This window comes from Klebsiella sp. A52 (assembly GCF_018388785.1).
Taxonomy (GTDB): domain Bacteria; phylum Pseudomonadota; class Gammaproteobacteria; order Enterobacterales; family Enterobacteriaceae; genus Klebsiella; species Klebsiella aerogenes.
Window position 1 is genome coordinate 2,078,845 of the sequence record NZ_CP074437.1, and the last position, 26,452, is coordinate 2,105,296.

The following is a 26,452-nucleotide window of genomic DNA, read 5'->3' on the forward strand; positions in this document are numbered from 1 at the left end:
TTGTTTAACGTAAGGAGAGGTGAATCAGGCGGGGATAACTTAGCGGGCAGCCTCGTAAATACGGCGGCTGACGTCCAGAGTGATATCCTGATTTTCGCCAAGCTTAGTCATGCCGTGTTCTTCCAGTTTCGCCAGCAGCGCCGGGATGGAGCTACCGTCAAGACCGTAATCGGAAAGGCGAGTCGGCACGCCCATCTGCTCGAAGAAACGACGGGTTGCGGCGATAGCGGCATCGATACGTTGTTCTTCGGAACCTTCGGTAATATTCCACACGCGCTCGGCGTACTGCAGCAGCTTAGCGCGCTTGGTATCGCGTTTCTCATTCCACAGCGCCGGCAGCACGATAGCCAGCGTCTGAGCGTGATCCAGGCCGTGCATCGCCGTCAGTTCGTGGCCGAGCATGTGGGTCGCCCAGTCCTGAGGGACGCCTGCGCCGATGAGACCGTTCAATGCCTGCGTCGCCGCCCACATAATGTTGGCGCGCACGTCGTAGTTCTCCGGCTCCTGCAGCGCTTTCGGGCCATCTTCCACCAGCGTCAGCAGAATGCCTTCGGCGAAACGATCCTGAATTTTGCCGTCAACCGGATAGGTCACGTACTGCTCAACGGTATGGACGAAAGCGTCAACGACGCCGTTAGCGACCTGGCGCGGCGGCAGGGTGTAGGTGTAAACCGGATCGAGGATTGCGAAGACCGGCTGAACGTGTTCGGACATAAACGCGCGTTTATCGCCGGTGGTTTTACGCGAGATAACCGCGCCTTTGTTTGATTCGGAACCGGTCGCCGGCAGGGTCAATACCGAGCCCATCGGAATGGCGCGAGTAATCTTGCTGCCGTAGGTTTCCAGAATTTCCCACGGATCGATATTCGCGTCATAGTGCGCGGCCGCGGCGATAAACTTGGTGCCATCAAGCACCGAACCGCCGCCAACCGCCAGCAGGAAGGTCACTTTCTCTTCGCGGGCGAGTTTTACCGCGTTCATCAGCGTTTCGTAAGACGGGTTTGGCTCAATCCCGCCGAATTCCAGCACGTCAAAGCCAGCCAGCGCGCTCAGTACCTGATCCAGTACGCCGGTTTTCTTCACGCTACCGCCGCCGTAAGTCACCAGCACGCGAGCGCCGGCTGGGATTTGTTCGCGCAGGTCGGCGATGGCGCCTTTGCCGAACAGAATGCGGGTTGGGGTATGTAAATTGAAGTTATTCATGGCTGGTGCCCTCATAAAGATGAAACTCCCGGCAGAAAGGACGACTCTCTGCCCGATGGCGGCTATTGTGTTCCTGCGCCCGTTTCCTCTCAATGCACATTCCTGCCATTGTCTTGCCCATTTCTCCATTTGGCTGGAGAAAAGGAAGGAAACTACGCACAATAAGGACGTAGAAAAATCGTCGGAGAAGCAGCGAAAATGAACCGTGCCGAGATATGCCAGCTATTAACAGACAAGGTTAACAAACTGAAAGATAAGCAAGAAATGCTAAGTGACCTGCTGCCGGATATCCGTCTGCTGTACGGGACACAGCCGGGCACCCGTACGCCGGTGATGTACCAGCCGGGGATCGTTTTTCTCTTTTCCGGCCATAAAATTGGCTATATCAATGAACGAACCTTCCGTTATGACACCAACGAATACTTACTGTTAACCGTCCCGCTACCGTTCGAATGCGAAACCTTCGCGACTCCGGAAGTGCCGCTGGCGGGAATGCGGTTGAATGTCGATATTTTGCAGTTGCAGGAGCTGCTGATGGATATCGGCGAAGATGAGCTTTTTCAGCCGTCGGTCGCTTCCAGCGGGATCAACTCGGCGGTGCTATCAGAAGAGATCCTCTGTGCGGCGGAACGCCTGTTAGACGTGATGGAGCGACCGCTGGACGCGCGCATTCTCGGCAAACAGATTATCCGCGAGATCCTTTATCACGTCCTGATTGGCCCCTGCGGCGGGGCGCTGCTGGCGCTGGTGAGCCGGCAGACGCACTTTAGCCTGATTAGCCGCGTCCTGAAGCGCATTGAAAGCCAGTACACCGAAAACCTCAGCGTCGACCAGCTGGCGGCGGAAGCGAATATGAGCGTCTCGGCGTTTCACCATAACTTTAAATCGGTTACCAGCACCTCGCCGCTGCAGTATTTGAAGACCTATCGCCTTCATAAGGCCAGAATGCTGATGATTCATGACGGCATGAAAGCCAGCGCGGCGGCGATGCGCGTCGGCTATGAAAGCGCCTCGCAGTTTAGCCGTGAGTTTAAACGCTATTTTGGTATTACACCGGGTGAAGATGCCGCGCGTATTCGCACGATGCAGGGGATTTGATAAGGATGCGGCGCCTGTAGCCCCGGTAAGCGCCAGCGCTACCGGGGATTTTGAGACCATCCGGCGCGAGTGAATCAGGCGCTGCAGTATTTCTTCTTGATAACGACGATAACCGTACCAACGAGGCCGGTTACCAGCAGGGCGATCGGTAAAATCATCAGGCAGGTCATGACCTGGTCTTCGTGGTTTTTCACGAATGGGATCATGCTCAGCGCATAGCCGAGACCGGTGACGACGCCAACCCACAGCAGGCCGCTCAGCCAGTTAAAGAACTGGAAACGACGATTCGGCAGGCCGGAAATACCCGCCATGGTTGGCAGCAGGGTGCGGACAAACGCCAGAAAACGCCCGGCCAGCAGCGCCAGCAGGCCGTGTTTATCAAACATGTTGGTGGCGCGCTGATGATATTTGTGCGGCAGATGCGACAGCCAGCCTTTCACCATAGTGGTATTACCCAGCCAGCGCCCCTGTAAATAGCTCAGCCAGCAGCCGAGGCTGGCGGCGGCGGTCAGAATGGCGAGAGTGGGGACAAAATCCATGACGCCTTTGGCGATTAACGCGCCGGCGAGCAGCAACAGGCTATCGCCCGGTAAAAATGAAGCCGGCAGCAGCCCGTTTTCCAGAAACAGGGTCGCGAACATGACCAGATATACAAAACCCACAACGTGAGGGTTTGCCAATGCGGCAAAATCATGTTGCCACAGCGCGGCGACAATCTCTTGAATGACAACCATGGACTTTCCTAAGTGGTACCGTTTTTCGACTAGTGTACTCCTGAAGCGGCCCGAGCACCTTGATCCCGGGCGCAACAAAAGCGGCCGCTTTTCTGAAAGCGTCCGCTTTTGTTGCCACTTCCTGTCACTTTACACGATACGCGCGAAACCTGCCGCTAAATCCGCCAGCAGATCGTCAACATTTTCTAAACCTATGTGCAGTCGAATAAGAGTGCCGCTGAAATCCACTTCCGCCCCGGGGCGGATGGCCGCGATATGTTCCGGCTGGTTGGCGAGGATCAGTGATTCGAACCCGCCCCACGAGTAGGCCATGCTGAACAGGCTGAAGTTGTCCAGATAGGCTGACAGTTCGGCGTCGGTCAGACGTTTATTAAGGACGAAAGAGAACAGACCGCTGCTGCCGCTAAAATCGCGCTTCCAGAACTCGTGGCCCTTGCTGCCCGGCAGCGCCGGATGATTGACTCGCGCCACCTGCGGGTGCTGCGCCAGCCATTCGGCGACGCGTAGACTGCTTTCATGATGCTGACGCAGGCGGACGCCAAGCGTGCGCAAGCCGCGGCTGGTCATGTAGGCGGTGTCGGCATCGACCATCTGGCCCATCAGATAGGCATTTTCACATAATTGCTCCCAGCAGCGGGCGTTGGCCACCGCGGTGCCGATCATCCCGTCGGAGTGGCCAATTAAATATTTCGTTGCCGCCTGAATAGAGATATCGATACCAAAATCGAGCGCTTTAAACAGTACCCCTGCCGCCCAGGTGTTATCGATCATGATAATGGCTTGCGGCGCGACGCGGCGCACGGCGGCGACGATGGCCGGCACATCATGCACTTCCATGGTGATCGAACCGGGGGATTCAAGAAACACGACTTTAGTATTGGGTTGAATCAGGTTGGCGATATCCGCGCCGATGAGCGGATCGAACCAGCCGGTCGTCACCCCGAGCTTCGCAAGGATCTTAGTGCAGAAGTCCTGGCTGGGTTCATAGGCGGTGTTGGTCATTAACACGTGGTCGCCCTGTTCGACGAAGGCCAGAATCGTGTTGGCGACCGCGGCCGCGCCGCAGGGGAAGAGGGCGCAGCCAGCGCCGCCTTCCAGTTCGCACATGGCTTCCTGCAGCGAAAAGTGGGTTAGCGTGCCGCGGCGGCCATAAAACAGCTCGCCTTTGGCGCGGTTACGGGTGGCGTGTTTTTTAGCCTCGACGGTATCAAACACCAGCGATGAGGCGCGTTGGATAACGCTATTCACCGAACCCTGAGTATATTTTTTGCGGCGCCCGGCGTTGACCAGCGCGGTATCAAGATGTTTATCAGCCATGTTATAGAAACCTGTTTTTATACGTCTGGACGTCTAAACTACCATGAATACCGGTTTGTGTACCGGGCCGGAAACGATACAGGCAAAAATTTTCCCGAAACCGGCGTCAGCCGCTTTTTTACTGCGTAAGCGCAAAGAAAATAAACGTGATTTGCTGCACAGTGTAAATACTAATGAGAACCACTATCAATTCGATGTCGTTTTGATATTATTATGCTCAGTTTTTGTGATTGACGTCCTGGAGAAACAGTGTGGGTAATAATTTGATGCAGGCGGATCTCTCCGTTTGGGGTATGTATCATCACGCCGATATTGTCGTTAAGGTTGTGATGATTGGCTTGATTCTGGCTTCGGTAGTCACCTGGGCTATCTTCTTCGGCAAGGGCGCCGAAATGTTGTCCAGCAAGCGTCGCCTCAAGCGTGAGCAGCAGCAGCTCAGCGAAGCGCGTTCTCTCGATCAGGCTAACACTATCGCGAATGGATTCCATGCTAAAAGCCTGACCACTCAGCTGATTAACGAAGCCAATAATGAGCTGGAACTGTCGGCAGGCGTGGATGACAACGAAGGCATTAAAGAACGTACCGGTTTCCGCCTTGAGCGCCGCGTGGCGCAGGTTGGCCGCTATATGGGCCGCGGCAACGGTTATCTGGCGACTATCGGCGCCATCTCTCCGTTCGTCGGCCTGTTTGGTACCGTTTGGGGCATCATGAACAGCTTTATCGGTATCGCGCAAACGCAGACCACTAACCTCGCGGTTGTCGCGCCGGGTATCGCTGAAGCTCTGCTGGCAACGGCGATTGGTCTGTTTGCCGCGATTCCGGCGGTGGTTATCTACAACGTTTTCGCCCGCATGATTGCCAGCTACAAAGCCTCTCTCGGCGATGTGGCCGCGCAGATTATGCTGCTGCAAAGCCGCGACCTTGACCTGAACGCCAGTGGTTCTCAGCCGCTGCGTCCGGCGCAGAAATTACGGGTAGGTTGATCCGCTATGGCGATGCATTTTAACGAAAACCTCGATGATAACGGCGAAATGCACGACATTAACGTGACGCCGTTTATCGACGTCATGTTGGTGCTGTTGATTATCTTCATGGTGGCGGCGCCGCTGGCCACCGTGGACGTCAAAGTCAATCTGCCTGCCTCATCCAGCCAGCCGCAGCCGCGTCCGGAAAAACCGATTTATCTGTCGGTGAAAGCCGACAAATCGATGTTCCTCGGCAACGATCCGGTGACCGAAGAGAGCGTGATTGCCTCGCTGGACGCGCTGACTCAGGGTAAGAAAGACACCACCGTGTTCTTCCGCGCCGACAAAACCGTCGACTACGAGACGATGATGAAAGTGATGGATACGCTGCATCAGGCCGGTTACCTGAAAATTGGTCTGGTGGGCGAAGAGACCGTCAAAGCGAAGTAATTTCCCCCAGGATATCTCCCGAAAGGCCAACACTGCGTTGGCCTTTTTTATTTCCCCGCCGCCTGCACACCGTTTTGATATGGACCAGCTGCGATATAATGGCCGCCATTTTTACAAACTGACAGGACCTTATGGAACGCTTTCTGGAAAACGCTATTTATGCTTCGCGCTGGCTGCTGGCGCCGGTTTATTTCGGCCTCTCGCTGGGGCTTATCGCGCTATCGATAAAATTTTTTCAGGAGATATTCCACATCCTGCCGCATATCTTCAGCGTCGGCGAGTCGGATCTGATTCTGACGCTGCTTTCGCTGGTCGATATGACGCTGGTGGGCGGGCTGCTGGTGATGGTGATGTTTTCCGGTTATGAAAACTTCGTCTCGACGCTGGATATTAACGAAGGTAAAGAGAAGCTCAACTGGCTTGGCAAAATGGATGCGACATCGCTGAAAAACAAGGTGGCGGCGTCGATTGTGGCTATCTCTTCCATTCATCTGCTGCGGGTGTTTATGGATGCGAAGAACGTGCCGGATAACAAGCTGATGTGGTACGTCATTATCCATCTCACATTTGTGCTGTCAGCCTTTGTGATGGGCTATCTCGATCGCCTGACCAAGGTAAAACACTGATGTGACAACTTACCCGGCAGCTTCGCGCCGCCGGGTAAGGGCATCACGCCTGGCGTTTGTCTTCGGTCTGCGTGTCGAAATCGCGGGCGTCATGGCGCTCGTGCAACTGCTCGTCGAGCGGGCCATTGGTGCGGTTAACTATCCGCCCGCGCTTCACCGCCGGGCGATTGCCCACATCCTGCGCCCAGCGCAGCACGTTAACGTAACTGCCGGCATCGAGGAATTCCGCGGCGTTATAGACGTTGCCCAGCACCACGTTGCCATACCACGGCCAGATCGCCATATCGGCGATGGTGTACTCTTCCCCCGCCACAAAGCGGCCGCGCGCCAGCTGCTTATCCAGCACGTCGAGCTGACGTTTCGCTTCCATGGTAAAGCGGTCGATGGCGTACTCGATTTTCACCGGCGCATAGTTATAGAAGTGGCCAAAGCCGCCGCCGAGGAACGGCGCTGCGCCCTGTAGCCAGAACAGCCAGTTCAGCGTTTCGGTGCGCCCGGCCGGGTCTTTCGGCAGGAAGAAACCAAATTTTTCCGCCAGATAGAGCAGGATGCTGCCGGATTCAAATACCCGGGTCGGCGGAGTGGTGGAGTGGTCGCTCAGCGCCGGGATCTTCGAGTTTGGGTTCACTTCGACAAAGCCGCTGGAGAACTGATCACCTTCGCCGATACGAATCAGCCAGGCGTCATACTCAGCGCCAGCCACGCCCAGCGCCAGCAGCTCTTCCAGCATGATAGTCACTTTCTGCCCGTTCGGCGTGCCCAGCGAATAGAGCTGTAGCGGGTGATTGCCAACGGGCAGCACTTTTTCATGCGTCGCGCCGGAAACCGGACGGTTGATATTGGCGAACGCGCCGCCGTTATTCTGTTTCCATTCCCATACTTTCGGTGGTTGGTATTGATTGTCGGACATACTGACCTGCCTCTTTAGTAAGGTGTACAAAAAAGTCTAGCAGCTAATCTCAGGCCATAATCCGCGCGGCCCACACGCTGACGTCATCGCCGCTGCCGAGATCGGGCTGCACCAGGCCGTTGACCATAAACGTCGGCGACACATGGATGCCGTTCTGGCGGGCGTATTTACTGTGCCATTTGATTTCGTTTTGCAGCTCAGGGCGGGCAAATGCCGCCGCCAGCGACACGTGGCTATAGCGCTCAAGGCGCTCGATAATTTGCTGCGGAGTGGTATTCATATTCGGCCCGCTGCAGTGGTCGGTGAATTCAAACTCTTCACGATGATCGGCGACCGCCTGCAGGACTTTGTGCGCCTGCTCTCTGCCGTGCGGCAGGGTGGAGGCGGCCAGCACGCAGCGCACGATTACCCCGGAAAACAGATGCCACGGCTGGGACTGCAGGCGAATCTTAATCGTGACGTTCTCGGCGCCGACTTCATCCAGCAATTCATCAAGCTTGTTGAAGGCGCGAACGGAAAACGGACAGGTTGGTTCGAGGAATACTTCAAAAGTCCGCGGGCCATGTCCCCAGACCAGCGGCTGGGCATTGAGATGCGAAGGTGCGCTCATTGTCGACTCCTGATGTAGTGATGTTTTTTTGTTATGTGTTGGCTAACAATATCACTTTTGCCAATGGACGCCGGGTTATTTTCTATAAGGGCACGTTTAGCGAATCGAATGAGTGGTATCATCATTTCACCTCTGTCTGGTAAGTGCCTGCGGCAGGATAAGAAGAGGGAGTTTTGTTCCGCCAACTGCCCGGGCTGCATTAATTTGAGGTCAGGCTAAATGAGTAAAGGATCGACCAGTATTGACGCCCCTTTCGGCACGCTTTTGGGCTACGCGCCGGGCGGCGTGGCAATTTATTCTTCGAATTACAGTAGTTTAAACCCACAAGATTATCCGGATGACGCCGCTTTCCGCAGCTATATCGGCAACGAGTATATGGGGCATAAATGGCAGTGCGTGGAGTTCGCGCGGCGCTTTTTATTCCTCACCTACGGCTTTGTCTTTACCGACGTCGGTATGGCTTATGAAATCTTCTCGCTGCGCTTTCTGCGCGAAGTGGTCAATGACAACATTCTTCCCCTGCAGGCCTTCGCCAACGGCTCGCGCCGTCCGCCGATCGCCGGCTCGCTGCTGATCTGGCAGAAGGGCGGCGAGTTTAAACATACCGGACACGTGGCGGTGATTACGCAACTGGTAGGGAATAAGGTCCGTATCGCCGAGCAGAACGTCATCCACGCGCCGCTGCCGCAGGGCCAGCAGTGGACCCGCGAGCTAACGCTGGAAGTGAAAGACGGCGTCTATACCATCAAAGATACCTTTGCCGATACCGAAATTTTAGGCTGGATGATCCAGACCGCCGATACCGAGCATAGCCTGCCGCAGCCGGTGCTGCCGGGCGAGGAGATGAAAATCAGCGGCGCGCGGCTGCCGAATAAAGGCCAGTTCCGCGGTAACTGGCTCAATGAGAAAGACGCGCTGCAAAAGGCCTATGTTGAAGCCAACGGTCATTTCATCAATCAGGATCCCTACCAGTACTTCACCATCAGCGAGAGCGCCGAACAGGAACTGATTAAAGCGACCAATGAACTGCATCTGATGTATCTGCACGCCACTGATAAGGTGATGAAGGATGACAACCTGCTGGCGCTGTTCGATATTCCGAAAATTCTCTGGCCTCGTCTGCGCCTCTCGTGGCAGCGCCGCCGTCATCATATGATTACCGGGCGCATGGATTTCTGCATGGATGAGCGCGGGCTGAAGGTGTACGAATACAACGCCGACTCTGCCTCTTGCCATACGGAAGGCGGATTGATCCTCGAACAGTGGCTGAAACAGGGCTATCGCGGTACCGGCCATAACCCGGCGGAAAATCTGCTTGAGGAGCTGGCGGGGGCGTGGAAGCACAGCCGCGCGCGGCCGTTCGTGCACATCATGCAGGATAAGGATCTTGAAGAGAACTACCATGCCCAGTTTATTCAGCGTTCGCTAACCGAGGCGGGCTTTGAGAGCAAAATTCTCTTTGGCCTTGATGAACTGCGCTGGGATGCCGCCGGGCAGCTTATCGACGGCGATGGCCGCTTGGTTAACTGCGTGTGGAAGACCTGGGCATGGGAAACCGCCATCGAGCAGGTGCGTGAAGTCAGCGCCGATGAGTATGCGGCAGTGCCGATTCGTACCGGTCATCCGCAAAATGAGGTGCGCCTGATTGACGTCCTGCTGCGCCCTGAAGTATTGGTATTCGAACCGCTGTGGACGGTTATCCCCGGCAACAAGGCAATTCTGCCGGTGCTGTGGTCGCTGTTCCCACATCATCGCTATCTGCTGGATACCGATTTTGTGGTCAATGACGAGCTGGCGAAAACCGGTTATGCGGTCAAACCGATCTCCGGGCGCTGCGGTAATAACATCGATCTGATAAGCCCGCACGATGAGGTATTGGATCAGACCAGCGGGCAATTTGTCGATCGCAAAAATATTTACCAGCAGCTGTGGTGTCTGCCGAAGGTTGACGGCAAGTACATTCAGGTGTGCACCTTCACGGTGGGCGGTAACTATGGCGGTACCTGCCTGCGCGGCGATGATTCGCTGGTGGTGAAAAAAGAGAGCGATATTGAGCCATTAGTCGTGCTGAAAGACGACGAGTAACGGCCGCAAACCGGGCAGCGGCTAGTATCGCTGCCCGGCACCTGCAAAGCTACAACGAACAACTAACACAACAACAAGATAGAAAAGGAAAAGCATATGCACGATCGGCGCCTCGCCGCCCGCGCGGGTGAACTTAAGCCCTCCGCCGTCCGCGAACTTCTCAAACACAGTAAACTGCCTGGCGTCATTTCGCTTGGCGGCGGTATTCCGGCTCCGGAACTGTTTGATACCGAAGGTCTCAACCTCGCGGTGCAAAAGGTGATGAGTGAACGTTTGAATGATGCGTTCCAGTACGGCCTTACCGAAGGATATCCGCCGCTGCGCCAGGCGGTGAGCGAAATCTGCCAGTCGCGCGGCGTGGCCTGCTCGGCAAGCCAGGTGTATATCACCTCCGGTTCGCAGCAATCGCTGGATATCATTGCCCGCACGCTGCTCGATCCGGGCGATGCGGTCGTCGTTGAACGTCCGACCTACCTTGCCGCGCTGCAGGTATTCCAGCTGGCGCAGGCGAATATCCTGAGCGTCGATACCGACGATAACGGCATGCTGGTTGAACAACTGGCCGATCTGCTGGAAACCACTAAGGTTAAAGCGGTCTATCTGGTGCCGACATTTGGCAACCCCGGCGGTAAAACCCTCAGCGACGATCGCCGCCAGCGGCTGGTGGCGCTAGCGAAGCAACATGATTTTGTGATCATCGAAGACGATCCCTACGGCGAAATCAGCTTCACCGATAAAGTGCGTCGTCCGCTGTATCAACATGCGATCGAACAAGGCTGTGAAGAACGGGTGGTGTACACCTCCACGTTCTCCAAGATCCTTGCGCCGGGAATGCGTATCGGCTGGATCGTGATGCCGGAATGGCTGGCGCATCAGGCGGTGATCGTGAAGCAGGCGGCGGATCTGCATACTAATATGCTCTCTCAGGTTATCACCGCTGAGTATCTGGAAATGAATCGCCTGAACGATCAGATCGCTCTGATCCGCGAAGACTACCGCAAGAAGTGCGTGGCGCTGGCTGATGCGCTGGAAAGTCGTCTTGGCGAGCATCTTGAGTTTAGCCGCCCGGAAGGGGGAATGTTCCTCTGGGCCCGTTTCCGCTATCCGTTCGATACCATGGCGTGGCTGGAGAAGACGCTGGAAAACGGCGTGGTTTACGTACCTGGTGAAGCGTTCTACAACGATAATCCGGATACCCGCACGCTGCGTCTTTCCTATTCGACGGTTTCTGAAGCCGGTCTGCTGACCGCCGTCGAACGTCTGGCGAAATCGCTGTAATCTTTTGTCTCCGCACCGATGACCGGTGCGGAGAGCTTTAAATCGGGGGAGGGTTTACTCCTGCTCGGCGATGCGATCGTCAAGCCAGATGAGCATCAGGGAAGAGAGAAAAGCGACAGCAATAGTGCCAATAAACAACAACATAAAGATTTCCTCAGGGGTTTTATTATTTTTCTAATGTAACCGGTGAGTGGCTATTTTTGTTTGCAAAGGTGATTTTGGTGTCATGCTGCGCTGTTGCAAGGGTGAAAAAATCATCAGCGTCAACATCGAAATTCAGTACTATTTCCCGGTACTTTCTGGCGTTAACTAATTCTTTAGCTTCTTTCATACTACTGGCGATAATAGTAGGCATCAGTTTCATCTCAGTTTGAAAACTAGCAGCAAAATAAAAGCTTGTTCGTATCAGATCAACATTTTTTTGCCGACGCTCTAAAAGCGCATCTCATGACGGTCTGCTGATACCCGGAACCCTGCTAAGTGGAATGCAGGTAAAAACGGAGGCCGAAGGCCTCCGCTAAAAGATAATCAAAAGCAGTAAGTAATTGACTTATAGCAGGCCAATCTCTTTAGCGGTACGGTCAACGGCACGCTTGGTTTTTTCAACCAGTTCATCGAGTTCGCTATGTCCGGCAATCAGCGCCGGCGCCATGATCATGCGCCCCAGCGTTGAGCGGATGATCACGCCTTCTTCAAAGCCGATGGTGCGACAGCGCCAGGCCAGTTCGTTCTCGTTGGCAAAACGTTTGCGGGTCGCTTTATCTTCGGCAAACTGTAGGGCGGCCACCAGCCCCGCGCCCTGCACCTCGCCAATAAGCGGATGGTTTTCAAACACTTCGCGCAGCGTTTTTTGCAGATACGGGCCGCTATCGGTGCGGACCCGGGTGACATGATTCTCATCGCGTAAGGCTTTCAGGTTGGCAATCGCCACCGCAGCCGCTACCGGGTGGCCGGAATAGGTCAGGCCGTGTGGGAAAACGCCGCCTTTTTCTACCAGCACGTCGGCCATGCGTTTGCTCAGCACCAGACCGCCCATCGGTACGTAACCAGAGGTCAGCCCCTTGGCAATCGACAGCGTATCCGGTTCAAAGCCAAAGTACTGATGCGCAAACCACTCGCCGGTACGGCCAAAGCCGCCAATCACCTCATCGGCGCACAGCAGCACGTCATATTGCCGGCAGATACGCTGGATCTCCGGCCAGTAGCTTTCCGGCGGGAAGATCATGCCGCCCGCCCCCTGGAACGGTTCGGCGATAAAGCCGGCGACGTTTTCCGCGCCCAGTTCCAGGATCTTCTCTTCCAGCTGGCGGGCGCAGCGCAGGCCGAACTCCTGCGGCGTCAGGTTGCCGCCGTGCATAAACCAGTAGGGTTCATCGATATGAGCCACGTCCGGGATCACGCCGCCCATTTCATGCATGAACTTCATGCCGCCGAGCCCGCTTGCCGCCAGCGTGGAGCCGTGATAGCCGTTCCAGCGGCCAATCATCACCTTTTTCTCCGGCTTGCCGAGGATCTGCCAGTAGCGGCGAACGGTGCGAATCAGCACTTCATTCGATTCCGAACCGGAGTTGGTGTAGATAGCGTGGCTGTAGTGCGGCGGCAGCAGGCTAAACAGCAGCTCGGAAAGCTCGATAACCGCCGGGTGGGTCGTGTGGAAGAACATGTTGTAATAGGGCAGTTTGGCAAACTGCGCCGCAGCGGCGTCCGCCAGATCATGGCGGCTGTAGCCCAACTGGGTACACCACAGGCCGGACATCCCATCGAGGTATTTATTCCCGTCATTGTCCCACAGGTATAGTCCTTCGCCGCGTACCATGACGCGCGCCCCTTCGGCGTTCAGGGCTTTTTGATCCAGGAAGGCGTGAATATGGTGAGCCGCATCTGAATGTTGGTAATCGGACGTCGAACGGTTCTGATTGCTTGGATTAGTCATTTCGTCTCTCCTGTCTGCTGGAACTGAAAAAGTGGTGCAGGCTGCGGCCTACTCGCGAAACTGAAACCAGGTGGTTTTGAGGCTGGTGAATTTATCAAAGGCATGTAGAGACAGATCGCGGCCAAAGCCCGACTGCTTGTTGCCGCCAAAGGGAACGGTGACGTCCAGCGCGTCGACGGTATTTACCGAGATTGTTCCGGCGGTCAGCTGCGCGGCGACGCGATGGGCGCGATGCAGATTGTCGGTCCACAGCGAGGCGGCCAGCGCATAGATATGGTTATTCGCCAGATGAACCGCCTCCTTCTCGCTATCGAAGGCGCAAACCGCCAGCACCGGACCAAAAATCTCCTCTTTCCACAGCGCCATCTCTTCGTTTACGTCGGCCAGCAGCGTCGGCTGAACGTAGTTGGCGACGCCATCTATTTCCACCGTACGGCCGCCGGTAAGCAGCGTTGCGCCCTCGTCTTGCGCGCGGCGGATAGCCGCCATCACTTTTTCGGCATGGGTGGCGCTGACCATGGCCCCCATGCGGGTTTGCGGATCGAGGGGATGTGCCGGAGCCCAGGCCTGCATATTTTCCTGTAGTTTGGCAATGAAGTCCGCGTAAATCGGGCGCTCAACCAGCAGGCGGGAGTTTGCCGAGCAGACTTCGCCCTGATTAAAACAGATGCCGAAGGCTGCTTTTTCAGCGGCCAGGTCGAGATCCTGGCAGTCGGCGAAGATGATATTGGCGCTCTTGCCGCCGCACTCCAGCCATACCTGTTTCAGGTTGGACTGGGCCGAATAGGCCATAAAGGCTTTGCCGACGGCGGTTGAGCCGGTGAAGGCGATGACATCGATATCGTGATGCAGTCCCAGCGCGCTCCCGGTTTCGGTTCCCAGCCCGGTTACCACGTTAAGCACGCCTGGCGGAATACCGGCCTCCAGCGCCAGCTCGCCCAGACGCAGGGCGCTAAACGGCGAGTTTTCCGAGGGCTTGAGGATCACGCTATTGCCGGCCGCCAGCGCCGGACCCAACTTCCAGGAGGCGAGGTCGAGTGGGAAGTTCCACGGTACGATGGCGGCAACCACGCCGATGGGCTGGCGGGTGATGGTCGCCAGCGCGCCGGGCCTGGCGGGAGCCACTTCATCGTAGAGTTTATCCACGCTTTCGGCATACCAACTGAAGATATGCGCGGCGCCGGGGACATCAATATTCAGCGCATCGTTGACCGGTTTCCCCATGCTGACGCTCTCCAGCAGCGCCAGCTCTTCGCGATGCTGAAGGATCAGCGCCGACAGGCGCAGCAGCGCGCGTTTACGTTCCTGCGGCGCCAGTCCCGACCAGACGCCGGAAGTGAACGCACTGCGCGCGGAAGCGACAGCAATATCGATATCTTCCGCCTGCAGCGAGGTGACTTCCGCCAGCAGCGTATTGCTGGCAGGGTTAATGGCGGGACAGGTTTTACGGCTTTTCGCGACGTACGGTTGACCATCGATAATGGCGTGGCTGATAAAGCGCTGCTCCTGCAGCCTGCGCTGCCAAAAGTTTCTATCAGACATGAACCTTCTCCTTCGCATGTTGCGTAATTGTTATTTATTTGTTTCTTTGAGTTCATGATGCAGGAGGGCAATGCGGCGAGAAAGGACTAAAAATCTAGGCAACCTCTATAAAAATCGTTGTTAGCCAGGATTGGCGATTTTCTGTGATCCAGGGCGGGAGGTCGTGCGCTGTGATGGCGCTCAAATAACGGGGACGTGCGATTTTTCAATAAGCTGTAATGCAAAGAGTTTTTGTTTTCCGCTAATTTTGGCTTCGGCGAGATGAACATGTCGTTAGCAACATTTAATATTCTTAGATTTAATTATTGAGAATAAAAATAATACTCATGACAAAATGAATCACGGTGAATCGGGCAAGCCCTTTTACGCGTTTCTGTGAATTAAAGTGAGATTAATATCTTGTAATATAAGGTAGTTATATGCCTTGTTTTTTCTCATCCTGCTTATACTGGCCGAAGTATTATCCTCCGGCGCTCGCAATTTTCTCGCCAGGTATCTGTTAATTTTCTGTAAAAATCTGATCGCTGTCGGATTGTTGATTTTTTTCACGGCAGAGGGTTGCAGGCCAGGGTGTTCATCGTTTAAAGCTAACCAGCCTGCCTCCTTGATGATAAAAAATAAGGTATCACATGCCCCATTTCACCCTGAAACAGCTCAAATACTTTGTTGCCGTCGTCGAGGCGGAAAGTATTGCTGAAGCCTCACGCCAGCTGCATATCGCGCAGCCGTCGATTTCCATCGCCGTGAAGACGCTGGAAGATATGTTTGAACAGCAGTTTTTTATTCGCCACCACGCCCAGGGGGTATCAATGACCCCGAGCGGACAGCGTTTTTATGAAAAAGCCAAAGAACTGCTGCGGCTCTCTTATCAATTTGAACAAAACTCGAAGGCCGATAATGAGCTGGTCTCCGGGATTATTTCCATCGGCTGTTTCGAGACCGCCGCGCCGCTGTATATGCCGTCGTTGATGGCCGGATTTAAGAAAATATATCCGGAAATCACCATTAAAATTTACGACGGCGAGCAGCATGAGATTGCACACGGCCTGCACCGCGGGCGTTTTGACCTGGCTTTTCTCTATGACCTCGAACTGGATACCTCGATTTATACCGAGAGCCTCAACGCGCCGCAGAAACCCTATGCGCTGTTACCGGCGGATCATCCCTTGGCCCAGCGGCACGCCGTGCGGCTGTCCGAGCTGAGCAATCTGCCAATGATCCTGTTGGATGTGGTGCCGAGCAAAAACTACTTCATCAGCATTTTCAAAGATAAGGGATACAACCCGCAGGTGGCCTACAGTTCGCCGTCGATTGAGATGGTGCGCTGCATGGTCGGACAGGGGCTGGGCTTCTCGGTGCTGGTGACGCGCCCGGTGAACGACATGACCTATGACGGCCAGCAGGTACGTTGTGTGGAGATTCAGGATGAAATGGCGAATTCCGCGCTGGTGATGGCCCATCTGCGTAGTAGCGAACCGACCAAGCCGACCAAACTATTTATGGAGTATTGCCGCAATGCGGTATTAAGCCCGCCGCAGCAAGAAGTGAAAGTCGCCTGAATGAGCAAATTTACCCGCCATTAGCGCGGGTAAATATATTCATGTAATATTTTCTGCGTTTTATTGCCTATAAAAAAACGAAGCTCTGACGATATTTTTATGAGCCTCGAAAGTCATGGTTGTTTTTCCTTTCAAAATCTCATGCCTGAAAAATAAATACTGCGTATTAGTGTGGCGGAAATGGCCTGGCGGCGGGGCGAATCCGCTGCATCATTATTTTATTCTCAGGTGCTAAATTTATAATAATTTACCTGTGCATAACGGTTTATTAACCTCGGTCATGAGCAGAACATCACCGAAGGACATATTTATGACCGTAGAAAAAATACAAATCGAGACGCTGGTTGTTGGTGGGGGGCAGGCCGGTATCGCCATGAGCGAGCACCTGAGCAAACAGGGGATTTCGCATCTGGTCGTGGAAAAGAATCGCATTGCCGAAGCCTGGCGTACCGGCCGCTGGGATTCGCTGGTGGCGAACGGCCCGGCGTGGCATGACCGTTTTCCGGGCATGGAGTTTAAAGGCGGCGACCCCGATGCCTTTATTGCCAAGGATGATGTTGCGCAATACTTTGTCGATTATGTGCGCGAGTTTAATCTTCCGGTCCGTACCGGCGTGGAAGTCAAAAGTGCGGTGCGTAATCACGGGCGTCCGGGGTTTACCATTGAAACCACCGACGGCGTGATTGAAGCGCTGAATATTGTCGCGGCGACCGGGCCGTTCCAGAAGCCGGTTATCCCGCCGATCGCTCCGCGCGACAGCGCCATCCATCAAATTCATTCGGCGAAATATTACAACCCGCAGCAACTGCCGGAAGGCGCGGTGCTGGTGGTGGGCGCGGGCTCGTCCGGCGTGCAAATCGCCGATGAACTGCAGCGCGCGGGCCGCAAGGTTTATCTGTCGGTCGGCGCCCATGACCGCCCGCCGCGCGCCTATCGTAACCGGGATTTCTGCTGGTGGCTGGGGGTATTAGGCCTGTGGGATGCCCCGGCCAGCGAACCCGGTAAAGAGCACGTCACCATCGCGGTTAGCGGCGCGCACGGCGGCCACACGGTTGATTTCCGCGAGCTGGCGCATCGTGGTATCACGCTGGTTGGTCTCACCGAATCCTTCGCCGGGGGAACCGTCTCCTTTAAAAATAATCTCGTCGAAAACATTCGCCTCGGCGATGAAAACTATCTGGCGCTGCTGGATGCCGCCGATGCTTACATCGCCGCCAATGGCCTGGATTTACCGGAAGAGCCCGCCGCACGGCAATTCTTAGCGGACCCGGACTGCATGACGTCGCCGATCCTCTCGCTCGATCTGGCGCAGGCGGGGATTAACACCATTATCTGGGCTACCGGCTATGCGGTGGACTACAGCTGGCTCAACGTCAACGCTTTCAACGAACAGGGCCGTCCTCAGCATCAGCGCGGCGTCTCCAGCGAACCGGGCGTCTACTTCCTTGGCCTGCCGTGGTTATCGCGCCGGGGATCAACCTTTATCTGGGGCGTCTGGCACGACGCGAAGCATATCGCCGACCATATCGCCACCCGCCGTAAATATAGCCAGTACAAAGACGCCAGCCAGCGTTAATCATGACTTACTGAACAGGATAACCCTTATGCCTACCCATACTCGTATTCGGATGTTCAATACCAAAGAGACATACCCTAATCAGACGCTGGACAATGATTTATGTCAGGCGGTACGCGCCGGTAATACCGTCTACGTTCGCGGCCAGGTCGGGACGGATTTTGAAGGCAATCTGGTGGGCCTTGGCGACCCGCGGGCGCAGGCGGAGCAGGCGATGAAAAACGTCAAACAGCTGCTGGAAGAGGCGGGGAGCGACCTGTCGCATATCGTGAAAACGACCACCTATATTATCGACCCGCGCTATCGCGAACCGGTCTATCAGGAGGTAGGCAAGTGGTTAAAAGGCGTGTTCCCGATCTCCACCGGACTGGTCATTTCCGCGCTGGCGCAGCCGCAGTGGCTAATGGAGATCGATGTTATTGCCGTCATCCCTGATGACGCGGCGAAATAAGGAGGCAGGATGACATTTTCGATTGCCGCACGCTGCCCGGAAAGCGGGCAGTTTGGTATCGCGATTAGTTCTTCAAGCATTGCCGTCGGCGCCCGCTGTCCGTGGCTACAGGCGGGGGTAGGGGCGGTATCGAGCCAGAACATTACCTTACCGGCGCTGGGGCAACTCACTCTGGCGCAGATGGAGCAGGGGCTGACGGCGGAGAAAGCGATGCGTCGGGCGCTGGCGGAAGACGACTTTAGCCGCTATCGGCAGATTATCGCCATCGACGCCAGCGGCCAGACCGCGTGGTTCAGCGGCGATAAAACGCTGGGGACCTGGCATGTTGTGCAGGGCGATAACTGTATCGCCGGCGGTAATATGCTGGCGTCGGAAGCGGTGATTGCCGCGATGGCGGCAACGTTTTCGCAAACCGAAGGCGAGCTGGCGACGCGGCTGGTTGCCGCGCTACAGGCTGGCGTCGCTCAGGGCGGCGAGGCCGGTCCGGTCCATTCGGCTGCGGTGAAAGTGGTAGATGATTACTCCTGGCCGCTGGTGGATCTGCGCGTCGACTGGAGTGAAACGGACCCGATTGGCGAGCTGGCGGCGCTGTGGCAGGCCTATGAACCGCAAATGCAGGCTTACGTGACGCGCGCCCTCGACCCGCGGGAGGCTCCCAGTTACGGAGTACCCGGCGATGAATAGTCGATTACAGGATATTCTGGCGCGGCTGCTGGCGTTTGACACCACCAGCCGCGAATCGAACCTGGCGATGATCGACGATATTGCCGATTATCTCCACGGCTTCGCAATCGAAACGCAGCGCTTTTATGATGCGCAAGGGAGAAAAGCTAATCTTTATGCACGACTGGGCCCTGCGGGGCCCGGCGGCGTTATGCTCTCCGGCCATACCGATGTGGTGCCGGTTGACGGCCAGCCATGGACGGTTCCCCCTTTTGCCCTCACGCAACGCGATGGCCGCTGCTACGGCCGCGGTAGTGCCGATATGAAAGGCTTTCTCGCCTGCGTACTGGCCGCCATTCCTGATTTTCTCGCCCAACCGTTACGCATGCCGCTGCACCTGGCTTTTTCCTACGATGAAGAGGTGGGATGTCTTGGCGTACGCAGCCTGGTCGCCCATCTGCAGGCGTCGACAGAGAAACCGGCGATGTGCATTATCGGCGAGCCGACGGAGATGCGCCCGGTCTATGGTCACAAGGGGAAGCTGGCGATGCGCTGCGATGTTCACGGCCACGCTTGCCACTCCGCTTACGCGCCCGATGGCGTGAATGCGATTGCCTGGGCGGCAAAGCTGATTGGCCGCCTGGATGAGCTGGGCGAGCAGCTTGCGCTTCGCCAGGATACGCGTTTCGATCCGCCTTTCAGCACCCTGCAGGTGGGGGTAATTAAGGGCGGCGCGGCGTTGAATATTGTACCGCAGCACTGTCAGTTCGATTTTGAAATTCGCCATTTACCGGATGTGTCGGTCGATGATGCGCTGGCCTCGCTGCAGGCGTATGCCGAAGGCGAGCTGTTGCCAAAAATGCGCGCGACGGCGGCGGAATCGGCTATTACCTTTCAACCGCTCAGCCAGTATCCCGGCCTGCTGAGCGACCCGCAGTCGGCGTTCGCCGGCTGGCTGGCGCAGTGGGCCGAATGCGAGGATTTTTCAACGGTCGCTTTTGGCACCGAAGGCGGATTGTTTGATGAGGCCGGCGTGGCCACGCTTGTTTGTGGCCCGGGGAGCATGGAGCAGGGGCATAAGGCGGATGAGTTTGTTAGCGAGGCGCAGTTGGAAAAGTGCGAGCAGATGTTGAAAAATCTCTGCCGCTGGATGTCAGCTTAAACGCCGGCGCGCCGCGAAGGCGGCGCGCTTTCTTGTAGGCCTTAAACCTTCTTTTTTGCAAAAGCCATGCTTTTAACACTCTTCGCTTTCGAGAAATAATAATAGACCGGCGAGACCACCAATAAACCCACAATCCAGGAGAGATCCGCGCCGCCAAAGGAGAGGGCGATTGGCCCGGTATAAATTGAGGTCGACATAAACGGTACTTCGACCAGAATACCGAGGATATAGCAGGATATCGCCGTTGCATTAAAGTAACCGTAAATACCGCCATCGCGTTTAAAGAACGATTCAACGTGATATTCGCCGTGGGCCACTAAATAGTAATCGACCAGATTAATCGCCGTCCACGGCACCAGCACATACAGCAGCACGGTAATAAAATTGGTGTAGATTAGCAGGAAATTTTCCTGGCCATAGATAGCGAGGAATATCTCCAGCAGCATGGTCAAAATAGCGGTGATAATGCGTGCCCGCGCCATCGGCGACCAGCCGTCGATAAAAGTCTGGCCGAGGGTCAGGGTACAGAGTACGCCGCAGTACAGCATCATCGAGTTGGTGGCGGCGATCCCCAGCGCCAGTACGATAATCACTATCGCCCCCATGCTGCCGGTCAGATCCATAATCCCTTGAATGATATCGTCATTACCGATACAAATCGCCACCAGCACCCCGAGCACCATCGGCAGATAGGAGCCGAGAATGCAGCCAAAATAGCTGGCGTAAAAGACGCTTTTATCGTTGGTGCTGTAGGGCATATAGCGGGAATAGTCAGAGACATACGGCGCATAGGCCAGCTGCCAGAGCGCGGCGATAGAGACGGCGCCGAGAAAGCCGACGATGTTGAAGCCGCCGCGGTCGACAAAGTCGCCCGGCAGGCCATGGATGAAGACTATCCACACGAAGGTTGCCGCCAGTACGATGCCGGAAATCCACGACATGATCCGCGCGTAGGAGTGGATGATCTTATAGCCAAAGATGGTGGCGAACAGGCTTAGCGCGCCAACCACGATAATCCCAATGTCCGAGTTCATCGGCTGATAAATCGCGTGCATCGACTGCCCGCCAAGCACCAGACTGGAGGCGGTAAAGCCGATATACATCAGTACGACAATCGAGACCACCAGCACGGAGCCATAGGATCCGAACTGGCCCTTGGTCTGGACCATTTGTGGTACCCCGAGTTTTGGCCCCTGCGCAGAATGCAGCGCCATAAAGAGCCCGCCGACCAGGCTGCCGATAAATAGCGCAATCACTGACCATAAAAAGGAAAGGTGGAAAATCGTCACCGACATCGCGCCGGTGATGACCGTTAACAGCATAATGTTGGAGCCAAACCAAATGGTAAAAAGATCGCCTGGTTTGCCGTGGCGCATATTTAAGGGGATAGGTCTGATGGTATTACTTTCAAGATTCTCGACATTAACAGATTGATGTTTTGTCATGGTGCTCTCTCATTATTTTGGTCTTCATCAGCGTAAGAGTGATATTTCAATGAGGAGTACAGCTAATCTACTCATCACAACATTTCATTCACCATTTTTACAACTCCGTATCATTTGCGAAATGACAAAAAATATCGGTGCTGGATATAAAAAAAATGCTTTACCCGGCGCTGGAAAAACGCTGCATTTGTGCGTTGCGCTATTTTTGGAGTTTTATGCTTCGTGCTTAATTTTTTACTGGCAAACCCGCTGATGGTTTTTTATCGGGCAGATAAAACTCTGCCATATTGCGAGGGGATTAGAATGATGAACCGTAGAGAGAAATAACAATTCCCTGCTTTTATTATGGTCTAATGAGATAGATGATTGGCCCGATAAAATAATGGAGAAATAAAATAATTAGCTGATACATCATGACATTAGTATTATCGTGTAGTGTATCCTAAAGGCGCACAAATAACAGGGTGAAGTGCGTTATGCGAGGCGCTTCACAATAACCAACAGATATTCAATATAAGGGCAGGAATACGACATCCTGCCCGAAAATAATTAATAACCGACTTTATAAACCCGCCCGCTTTGGATCCCTTCGACGCTGCGGCGATAGGCCTGCGCCACCGCTGCGGCCGGTACGCTGGCGAAACCGGGGAAGAAACCATCATAGGTCTCGACAGACTCACTGAGCACGGTGGGGCTTATCAGGTTAATGCGGATCCCGCGCGGTAATTCGCAGGCGGCGGCGCGAACGAAACCGGCCAGCCCGGCATTGACGGTGGTGGCATTCACCCCTTGAGCGATCGGTTCATCGGCGACGATGCCGCTGATAAGGGTGATGGAGCCGCCATCGTTGAGATAATGCTGGCCGGTGAGGGCGAGGCGAATCTGCCCCAACAGTTTATCCTGCAGTCCCTGGTCAAAATCGCGGTCGGTCATCGTGCTTAGCGGGCCAAAGTATAAGCTGCCGGCTGCTGAGACAATGGCATCGACCGGGCCAACTTTCTCGAACAGCGCCTGCACGCTGTGCTGCGAGGTGATATCAACCTGCTCGTCGCCGTGGGTGCGGCCAACGCGGATAACTTCATGCTGGCGGCTCAGTTCTTCCGCAACCGCGCGGCCAACGGTACCGCTGGCGCCAATAACGATAATTTTCATCGCAAACTCCTCAGTGAAGTGAGCCTCTATTCTTTAATTAATCGATTGTCGGATAAACTGGCTAAAAGTTAGATGATTACTAACCAGAGGTTTGTAATATGGACAAGCTGCGTGGAATGGAAACGTTTGTCGCGGTGGTAGAGTGCGGCAGTTTTACCGGCGCGGCGACGCGCCTTGAGATGTCGGCGGTGATGGTCGGCAAATATATCACCTTAATTGAAGGCCAGCTCGGCACCCGCCTGCTGGAGCGAAATACCCGTCGGCAAAGCCTGACCGATGCCGGGCGAGTCTATTTTGATGAGGCGCGGCGGGTACTGGAGCAGGTGGCGAATGCCGAGCGTTCGGTTGAACGGTTACGGCTGGCCCCTGCCGGTACGCTACGGGTGAGCGCGCCGGTTTCTTTCGGCGCCAGCATTATCGCGCCGCTGACCGCCTCCTTTCTGCAGGCCTGGCCGGAGGTACGCGTCGAGCTTGATTTGACGAACCGCATGGTGGACCTGGTGGATGAGGGAATCGATCTGGCGATTCGTATCGGCGACATCCAGCGTACCGATCTGGTGGCGAAGTATCTCGCTCCCTATCGTATGGCGATCTGCGCGGCGCCGGATTATCTGGCGCGCCACGGAACCCCGCAAACCCCCGCTGATTTAGCCGGACATCAGTGTCTTTCGCATACGGTGTGGACCGCGCGCAACGAGTGGCGGCTGCCGGGCGCTGCGGAAGAGGTACGCTGGAAGCGCGATGCGGTGCTGCGCTGCAACGATGGCTACGCGCTGCGTATGGCGGCGGTGGCCGGCGCCGGGCTGTTATTGCAGCCGGAAGTGCTGCTGGCGGAAGATTTAGCCAATGGCCGACTGGTGCGTATTTTGCAAAATTACACGCCGGAACCGAGGCCGATACACCTGCTGTGGCGCCAGGATCTGCGCCCCTTACCGAAACTTACCCGCTTCGTCGAGCATTTGTTAAAGGAAGTGAACGGTATTTATAAGCTATGATTATCGTGTCTGATGAAAGCATTCATCGTGAAACAGTAATGGAGGTATGGATAGATGGGATTATTAAGTTTTGTGAAAGAAGCGGGCGAGAAGATCTGGGATGCCGTGTCCGGCTCCAGCAAGGAAGATCAGGCCGACAAGCTGAAAAAACATATTGATAGTCTTAACCTGCCTGGTGCCGAAAAAGTCAATATTGCCGTAGCGGACGATGGTACCGCGACGGTAACAGGCGATGTCGGTTCACAGGAAGATAAGGAAAAAATTCTGGTGGCGGTAGGTAACGTAACCGGGATTGGCCAGGTCAACGATAGCGTTACTGTGACGCAGAGCGGGGCGGAAAGCCGTTACTATACGGTTAAATCCGGTGATACCCTCAGCGCCATCTCAAAAGCGATGTATGGCTCCGCCAATGACTATCAGCGTATTTTTGAAGCCAATAAACCGATGCTGAAGCATCCCGATAAGATCTATCCGGGGCAGGTGCTGATTATCCCGGCGAAGTAAGCCGTGAATCAGGGATTAATAGCAACGTTTTGATGGAGATTGTAATGGGATTATTAGATCAAATCGGCGGCGTGCTTGGCGGGCAGGCTGGCAAAGCTGAACAACTTCAGGCGATCATGACCTGGATTGAACAGCAGGGCGGTATCCAGGGAATCCTGGAAAAATTCCGCAACGGCGGCTTAGGTGAAATCGTCGAGTCGTGGCTTAGTCAGCAGAGTAATATGTCGGTGAACAGCGATCAGATTACCTCGGTGTTCGGCTCGCCTGCCCTGCAGGATCTCGGCGCCAAACTGGGCGTTGATTCGCAAACCGCCTCATCGCTGATTGCGGAATACCTGCCAAAAATCGTCGATGGCCTGTCGCCGCAGGGCGAAGCGCCGGCCCAGGGCGACCTGGTCTCCGCAGGGCTTAATCTACTGAAAGGTAAGTTATTTAGTTAAACGCTTGCCGTTTGAGTTTTAACTTATCACATAATACGGGCCTGAATAACGGCCCGTATTTTATTATCCGCCATAAATTCACCGCCTCGCGATTATTTATTCTGTATTACTAATTGACAACTTACCGCTGCGTTGAAAATATTATTATTTAATCTTACCGGAACGGTTATGATAAATTTTTATGATATTTATCGGCGTCCTGCCGGGCTAATTAGTTTTTTTATTTCCTGTAGCCATAAACAAAGTAATTTACCCTTTCGCAAAATAATGCGCATTATCTCCAAAACATAAAAACACCTGCACATCACAACCATTATTAATGGTTCCTGACTTTGGAGAATGCTATGCCGACCAAAGAATCATCGCCGCCGCTTATTGAGAAGCACACCATTGGCTATATTCCGCCAGAAGATCGCCACGGTAAAACCCGCGATCTCTTTACCCTGTGGTTTGGCGGCAACATCGCGCCGCTGCCGATCGTTACAGGCGCCCTGGGGGTACAGATCTTTCACCTGAATCTGCTGTGGGGGATCGCTGCGATTTTAGTCGGCCATCTGGTCGGCGGGGCGCTGATGGCGCTGCACTCGGCGCAAGGGCCGCAGATGGGGATCCCGCAGATGATCCAGAGCCGCGCGCAGTTTGGATCTTTTGGTTCGCTGCTGGTGGTGGCGATCGCCGGGGTGATGTACGTCGGTTTCTTTGCCTCGAACATCGTGCTGGCCGGGCAGTCGCTGCACGGCATCGCTCCCGCGGTTCCGCTACCGGTGGGGATTGCGATCGGCGCGGTGGGATCCTGCGTGATTGGCATCATCGGCTACCGATGTATTCACATTCTCAACCGGATCGGCACCTGGGTGCTGGGCATCGGCATTATGGTCGGCTTTGGCTACATCTTCACTCATCTGCATACCGCCGATTTCTTAACTCGCGGCGGTTTTTCCTTCTCGGGCTGGCTGGCCACCGTGTCGCTGGCGGCGCTGTGGCAGATTGCCTTCGCCCCGTATGTTTCTGATTATTCGCGCTACCTGCCGGCGGATGTTCCCGTCGCCGCGACGTTCTGGACCACATACCTTGGCTCGACGCTCGGTTCCAGCCTGTCGTTTATTTTTGGCGCGGTAGCGGTGCTGGCAACGCCGGTGGGGCTGGAAACCATGGATGCGGTAAAGCTGGCGACCGGCGCGATAGGCCCATTGATGCTGGTGCTGTTCCTGCTGAGCGTCATCAGCCATAACGCGCTTAATCTGTATGGCGCGGTGATGTCGGTGATAACCCTGGTGCAAACCTTCCTGTGGCGCTGGATCCCCGGCAGTCGTAGCCGTGCGCTGCTGTCGGTCATCGTGCTTATTTGTTGCGTGGCGGCGGCGATCTTCGCCTCGGCGGACTTTATCAGCCACTTTATCGATCTGGTTCTGGCCCTGCTGGTGGTGCTGGTGCCGTGGACCGCGATTAACCTGATCGACTTCTACGCCATTCACAAGGGCAGCTACGATATTAACTCGATATTTCAGGTGGATGGCGGTATCTATGGCCGTTATAACCCGCACGCACTGCTGGCCTACGCCATTGGCATCCTGGTGCAGATCCCGTTTATGAATACCCCGCTGTACGTTGGCCCGGTCTCGGCGTGGTTTAACGGCGCCGATCTCTCCTGGCTGGTCGGCCTGCTGGTGACCTCGCCGTTGTACTACTGGCTGGCGAGCCGCGATAGCGCCTGGCGTCGCCGTCAGGTTGGCCTCAAGCAGGCGATGGATTAA

General features: G+C 55.3%; 26 protein-coding genes. 16 read left to right on the forward strand and 10 right to left on the reverse strand.

All coding sequences use genetic code 11. The features are described 5' to 3' along the window. Positions 1 to 39: 39 nt before the first annotated feature. Complete coding sequence (gene yqhD / locus KGA69_RS09805; RefSeq protein WP_045392147.1) at positions 40 to 1,203, reverse strand: alcohol dehydrogenase; 1,164 nt, start codon at positions 1,201 to 1,203, stop codon at positions 40 to 42. 198 nt (positions 1,204 to 1,401) lie between these two features. Here yqhD and KGA69_RS09810 point away from each other — a divergent pair, with 198 nt between their 5' ends. Then, on the forward strand, positions 1,402 to 2,301 hold the full coding sequence (locus tag KGA69_RS09810) for an AraC family transcriptional regulator (protein WP_045392143.1): 900 nt from the start codon (positions 1,402 to 1,404) through the stop codon (positions 2,299 to 2,301). Between the two features lie 74 nt (positions 2,302 to 2,375). Here the strand turns inward: KGA69_RS09810 and yghB are convergent, their stop codons facing one another. Together yghB and metC are read right to left on the reverse strand one after the other, a co-directional pair. Further along, positions 2,376 to 3,035 carry a DedA family general envelope maintenance protein YghB gene (gene yghB / locus KGA69_RS09815; protein WP_045392141.1) on the reverse strand — a complete coding sequence of 220 codons (660 nt, stop codon included), beginning with the start codon at positions 3,033 to 3,035 and terminating at the stop codon, positions 2,376 to 2,378. Positions 3,036 to 3,164: 129 nt separating this feature from the next. Beyond that, the gene (metC, locus tag KGA69_RS09820; protein WP_045392139.1) at positions 3,165 to 4,352 is read right to left on the reverse strand and encodes a cystathionine beta-lyase; all 1,188 of its coding nucleotides are present in this window, start codon (positions 4,350 to 4,352) and stop codon (positions 3,165 to 3,167) included. 251 nt (positions 4,353 to 4,603) lie between these two features. Here metC and exbB point away from each other — a divergent pair, with 251 nt between their 5' ends. The 3 genes from exbB (at position 4,604) to KGA69_RS09835 (ending at position 6,393) form a co-directional block, all read left to right on the forward strand. After that, complete coding sequence (exbB, locus tag KGA69_RS09825) at positions 4,604 to 5,335, forward strand: tol-pal system-associated acyl-CoA thioesterase (RefSeq protein ID WP_015369670.1); 732 nt, start codon at positions 4,604 to 4,606, stop codon at positions 5,333 to 5,335. A gap of 6 nt (positions 5,336 to 5,341) precedes the next feature. Next, a complete protein-coding gene (gene exbD, locus KGA69_RS09830; RefSeq protein ID WP_015369671.1) occupies positions 5,342 to 5,767 on the forward strand; it encodes a TonB system transport protein ExbD in 426 nt (141 codons plus the stop codon). Between the two features lie 131 nt (positions 5,768 to 5,898). After that, positions 5,899 to 6,393 carry a TIGR00645 family protein gene (locus KGA69_RS09835; RefSeq protein WP_032712529.1) on the forward strand — a complete coding sequence of 165 codons (495 nt, stop codon included), beginning with the start codon at positions 5,899 to 5,901 and terminating at the stop codon, positions 6,391 to 6,393. 43 nt (positions 6,394 to 6,436) lie between these two features. Here the strand turns inward: KGA69_RS09835 and yghU are convergent, their stop codons facing one another. Continuing rightward, on the reverse strand, positions 6,437 to 7,303 hold the full coding sequence (yghU, locus tag KGA69_RS09840; RefSeq protein WP_047043015.1) for a glutathione-dependent disulfide-bond oxidoreductase: 867 nt from the start codon (positions 7,301 to 7,303) through the stop codon (positions 6,437 to 6,439). 49 nt (positions 7,304 to 7,352) lie between these two features. After that, complete coding sequence (locus KGA69_RS09845) at positions 7,353 to 7,913, reverse strand: DsbA family protein (protein WP_015703498.1); 561 nt, start codon at positions 7,911 to 7,913, stop codon at positions 7,353 to 7,355. A gap of 20 nt (positions 7,914 to 7,933) precedes the next feature. Here KGA69_RS09845 and KGA69_RS24275 point away from each other — a divergent pair, with 20 nt between their 5' ends. From KGA69_RS24275 to KGA69_RS09855, 3 genes are all read left to right on the forward strand, one after another. Further along, complete coding sequence (locus KGA69_RS24275; protein WP_306463112.1) at positions 7,934 to 8,056, forward strand: hypothetical protein; 123 nt, start codon at positions 7,934 to 7,936, stop codon at positions 8,054 to 8,056. Positions 8,057 to 8,132: 76 nt separating this feature from the next. Then, positions 8,133 to 9,998 carry a bifunctional glutathionylspermidine amidase/synthase gene (gss, locus tag KGA69_RS09850; RefSeq protein ID WP_032712528.1) on the forward strand — a complete coding sequence of 622 codons (1,866 nt, stop codon included), beginning with the start codon at positions 8,133 to 8,135 and terminating at the stop codon, positions 9,996 to 9,998. 96 nt (positions 9,999 to 10,094) lie between these two features. Further along, positions 10,095 to 11,276: an aminotransferase-like domain-containing protein gene (locus KGA69_RS09855; protein ID WP_213293046.1), complete on the forward strand. Its 1,182-nt coding sequence runs from the start codon at positions 10,095 to 10,097 to the stop codon at positions 11,274 to 11,276. A gap of 166 nt (positions 11,277 to 11,442) precedes the next feature. Here the strand turns inward: KGA69_RS09855 and KGA69_RS09860 are convergent, their stop codons facing one another. The 3 genes from KGA69_RS09860 to KGA69_RS09870 all read right to left on the reverse strand — a co-directional run bounded on the left by KGA69_RS09860 (position 11,443) and on the right by KGA69_RS09870 (position 14,751). Next, positions 11,443 to 11,631: a hypothetical protein gene (locus KGA69_RS09860; protein WP_045392131.1), complete on the reverse strand. Its 189-nt coding sequence runs from the start codon at positions 11,629 to 11,631 to the stop codon at positions 11,443 to 11,445. 195 nt (positions 11,632 to 11,826) lie between these two features. Then, entirely contained in the window at positions 11,827 to 13,209 is a 1,383-nt protein-coding gene (locus KGA69_RS09865; RefSeq protein ID WP_213293048.1) for an aspartate aminotransferase family protein, read from the reverse strand. A 48-nt stretch (positions 13,210 to 13,257) separates the two neighbouring features. Then, complete coding sequence (locus tag KGA69_RS09870) at positions 13,258 to 14,751, reverse strand: aldehyde dehydrogenase (protein ID WP_213293049.1); 1,494 nt, start codon at positions 14,749 to 14,751, stop codon at positions 13,258 to 13,260. A 629-nt stretch (positions 14,752 to 15,380) separates the two neighbouring features. Here KGA69_RS09870 and KGA69_RS09875 point away from each other — a divergent pair. The 5 genes from KGA69_RS09875 to argE all read left to right on the forward strand — a co-directional run bounded on the left by KGA69_RS09875 (position 15,381) and on the right by argE (position 20,162). Then, positions 15,381 to 16,310 carry a LysR substrate-binding domain-containing protein gene (locus tag KGA69_RS09875; RefSeq protein ID WP_015703484.1) on the forward strand — a complete coding sequence of 310 codons (930 nt, stop codon included), beginning with the start codon at positions 15,381 to 15,383 and terminating at the stop codon, positions 16,308 to 16,310. A 310-nt stretch (positions 16,311 to 16,620) separates the two neighbouring features. Further along, positions 16,621 to 17,886, forward strand: a complete 1,266-nt coding sequence (locus KGA69_RS09880) for a flavin-containing monooxygenase (RefSeq protein ID WP_015703482.1) — start codon at positions 16,621 to 16,623, stop codon at positions 17,884 to 17,886. A 28-nt stretch (positions 17,887 to 17,914) separates the two neighbouring features. Then, positions 17,915 to 18,337 carry a RidA family protein gene (locus KGA69_RS09885; RefSeq protein ID WP_047042999.1) on the forward strand — a complete coding sequence of 141 codons (423 nt, stop codon included), beginning with the start codon at positions 17,915 to 17,917 and terminating at the stop codon, positions 18,335 to 18,337. A gap of 9 nt (positions 18,338 to 18,346) precedes the next feature. Continuing rightward, positions 18,347 to 19,021 (forward strand): DUF1028 domain-containing protein, encoded by a 675-nt coding sequence (locus KGA69_RS09890; RefSeq protein ID WP_047065646.1) that lies wholly within the window; start codon positions 18,347 to 18,349, stop codon positions 19,019 to 19,021. Next, the gene (gene argE / locus KGA69_RS09895) at positions 19,014 to 20,162 is read left to right on the forward strand and encodes an acetylornithine deacetylase (protein ID WP_049059604.1); all 1,149 of its coding nucleotides are present in this window, start codon (positions 19,014 to 19,016) and stop codon (positions 20,160 to 20,162) included. The genes KGA69_RS09890 and argE overlap by 8 nt, the downstream gene beginning before the upstream one ends. A gap of 41 nt (positions 20,163 to 20,203) precedes the next feature. On the opposite strand, the gene KGA69_RS09900 is transcribed toward argE, so the two are convergent. After that, entirely contained in the window at positions 20,204 to 21,607 is a 1,404-nt protein-coding gene (locus KGA69_RS09900; protein ID WP_213293051.1) for a purine-cytosine permease family protein, read from the reverse strand. Positions 21,608 to 22,156: 549 nt separating this feature from the next. Further along, positions 22,157 to 22,759, reverse strand: coding sequence for a short chain dehydrogenase (locus KGA69_RS09905; protein ID WP_049061496.1), 603 nt, complete (start codon positions 22,757 to 22,759; stop codon positions 22,157 to 22,159). A 98-nt stretch (positions 22,760 to 22,857) separates the two neighbouring features. Here KGA69_RS09905 and KGA69_RS09910 point away from each other — a divergent pair, with 98 nt between their 5' ends. The 4 genes from KGA69_RS09910 to KGA69_RS09925 all read left to right on the forward strand — a co-directional run bounded on the left by KGA69_RS09910 (position 22,858) and on the right by KGA69_RS09925 (position 26,452). Then, positions 22,858 to 23,754 (forward strand): LysR family transcriptional regulator, encoded by an 897-nt coding sequence (locus KGA69_RS09910; RefSeq protein ID WP_213293052.1) that lies wholly within the window; start codon positions 22,858 to 22,860, stop codon positions 23,752 to 23,754. A 54-nt stretch (positions 23,755 to 23,808) separates the two neighbouring features. Next, positions 23,809 to 24,258, forward strand: a complete 450-nt coding sequence (lysM, locus tag KGA69_RS09915) for a peptidoglycan-binding protein LysM (RefSeq protein WP_015369692.1) — start codon at positions 23,809 to 23,811, stop codon at positions 24,256 to 24,258. A 44-nt stretch (positions 24,259 to 24,302) separates the two neighbouring features. Continuing rightward, complete coding sequence (locus KGA69_RS09920) at positions 24,303 to 24,698, forward strand: YidB family protein (protein WP_015369693.1); 396 nt, start codon at positions 24,303 to 24,305, stop codon at positions 24,696 to 24,698. Positions 24,699 to 25,042: 344 nt separating this feature from the next. Further along, positions 25,043 to 26,452, forward strand: a complete 1,410-nt coding sequence (locus KGA69_RS09925; protein WP_049060910.1) for a purine-cytosine permease family protein — start codon at positions 25,043 to 25,045, stop codon at positions 26,450 to 26,452.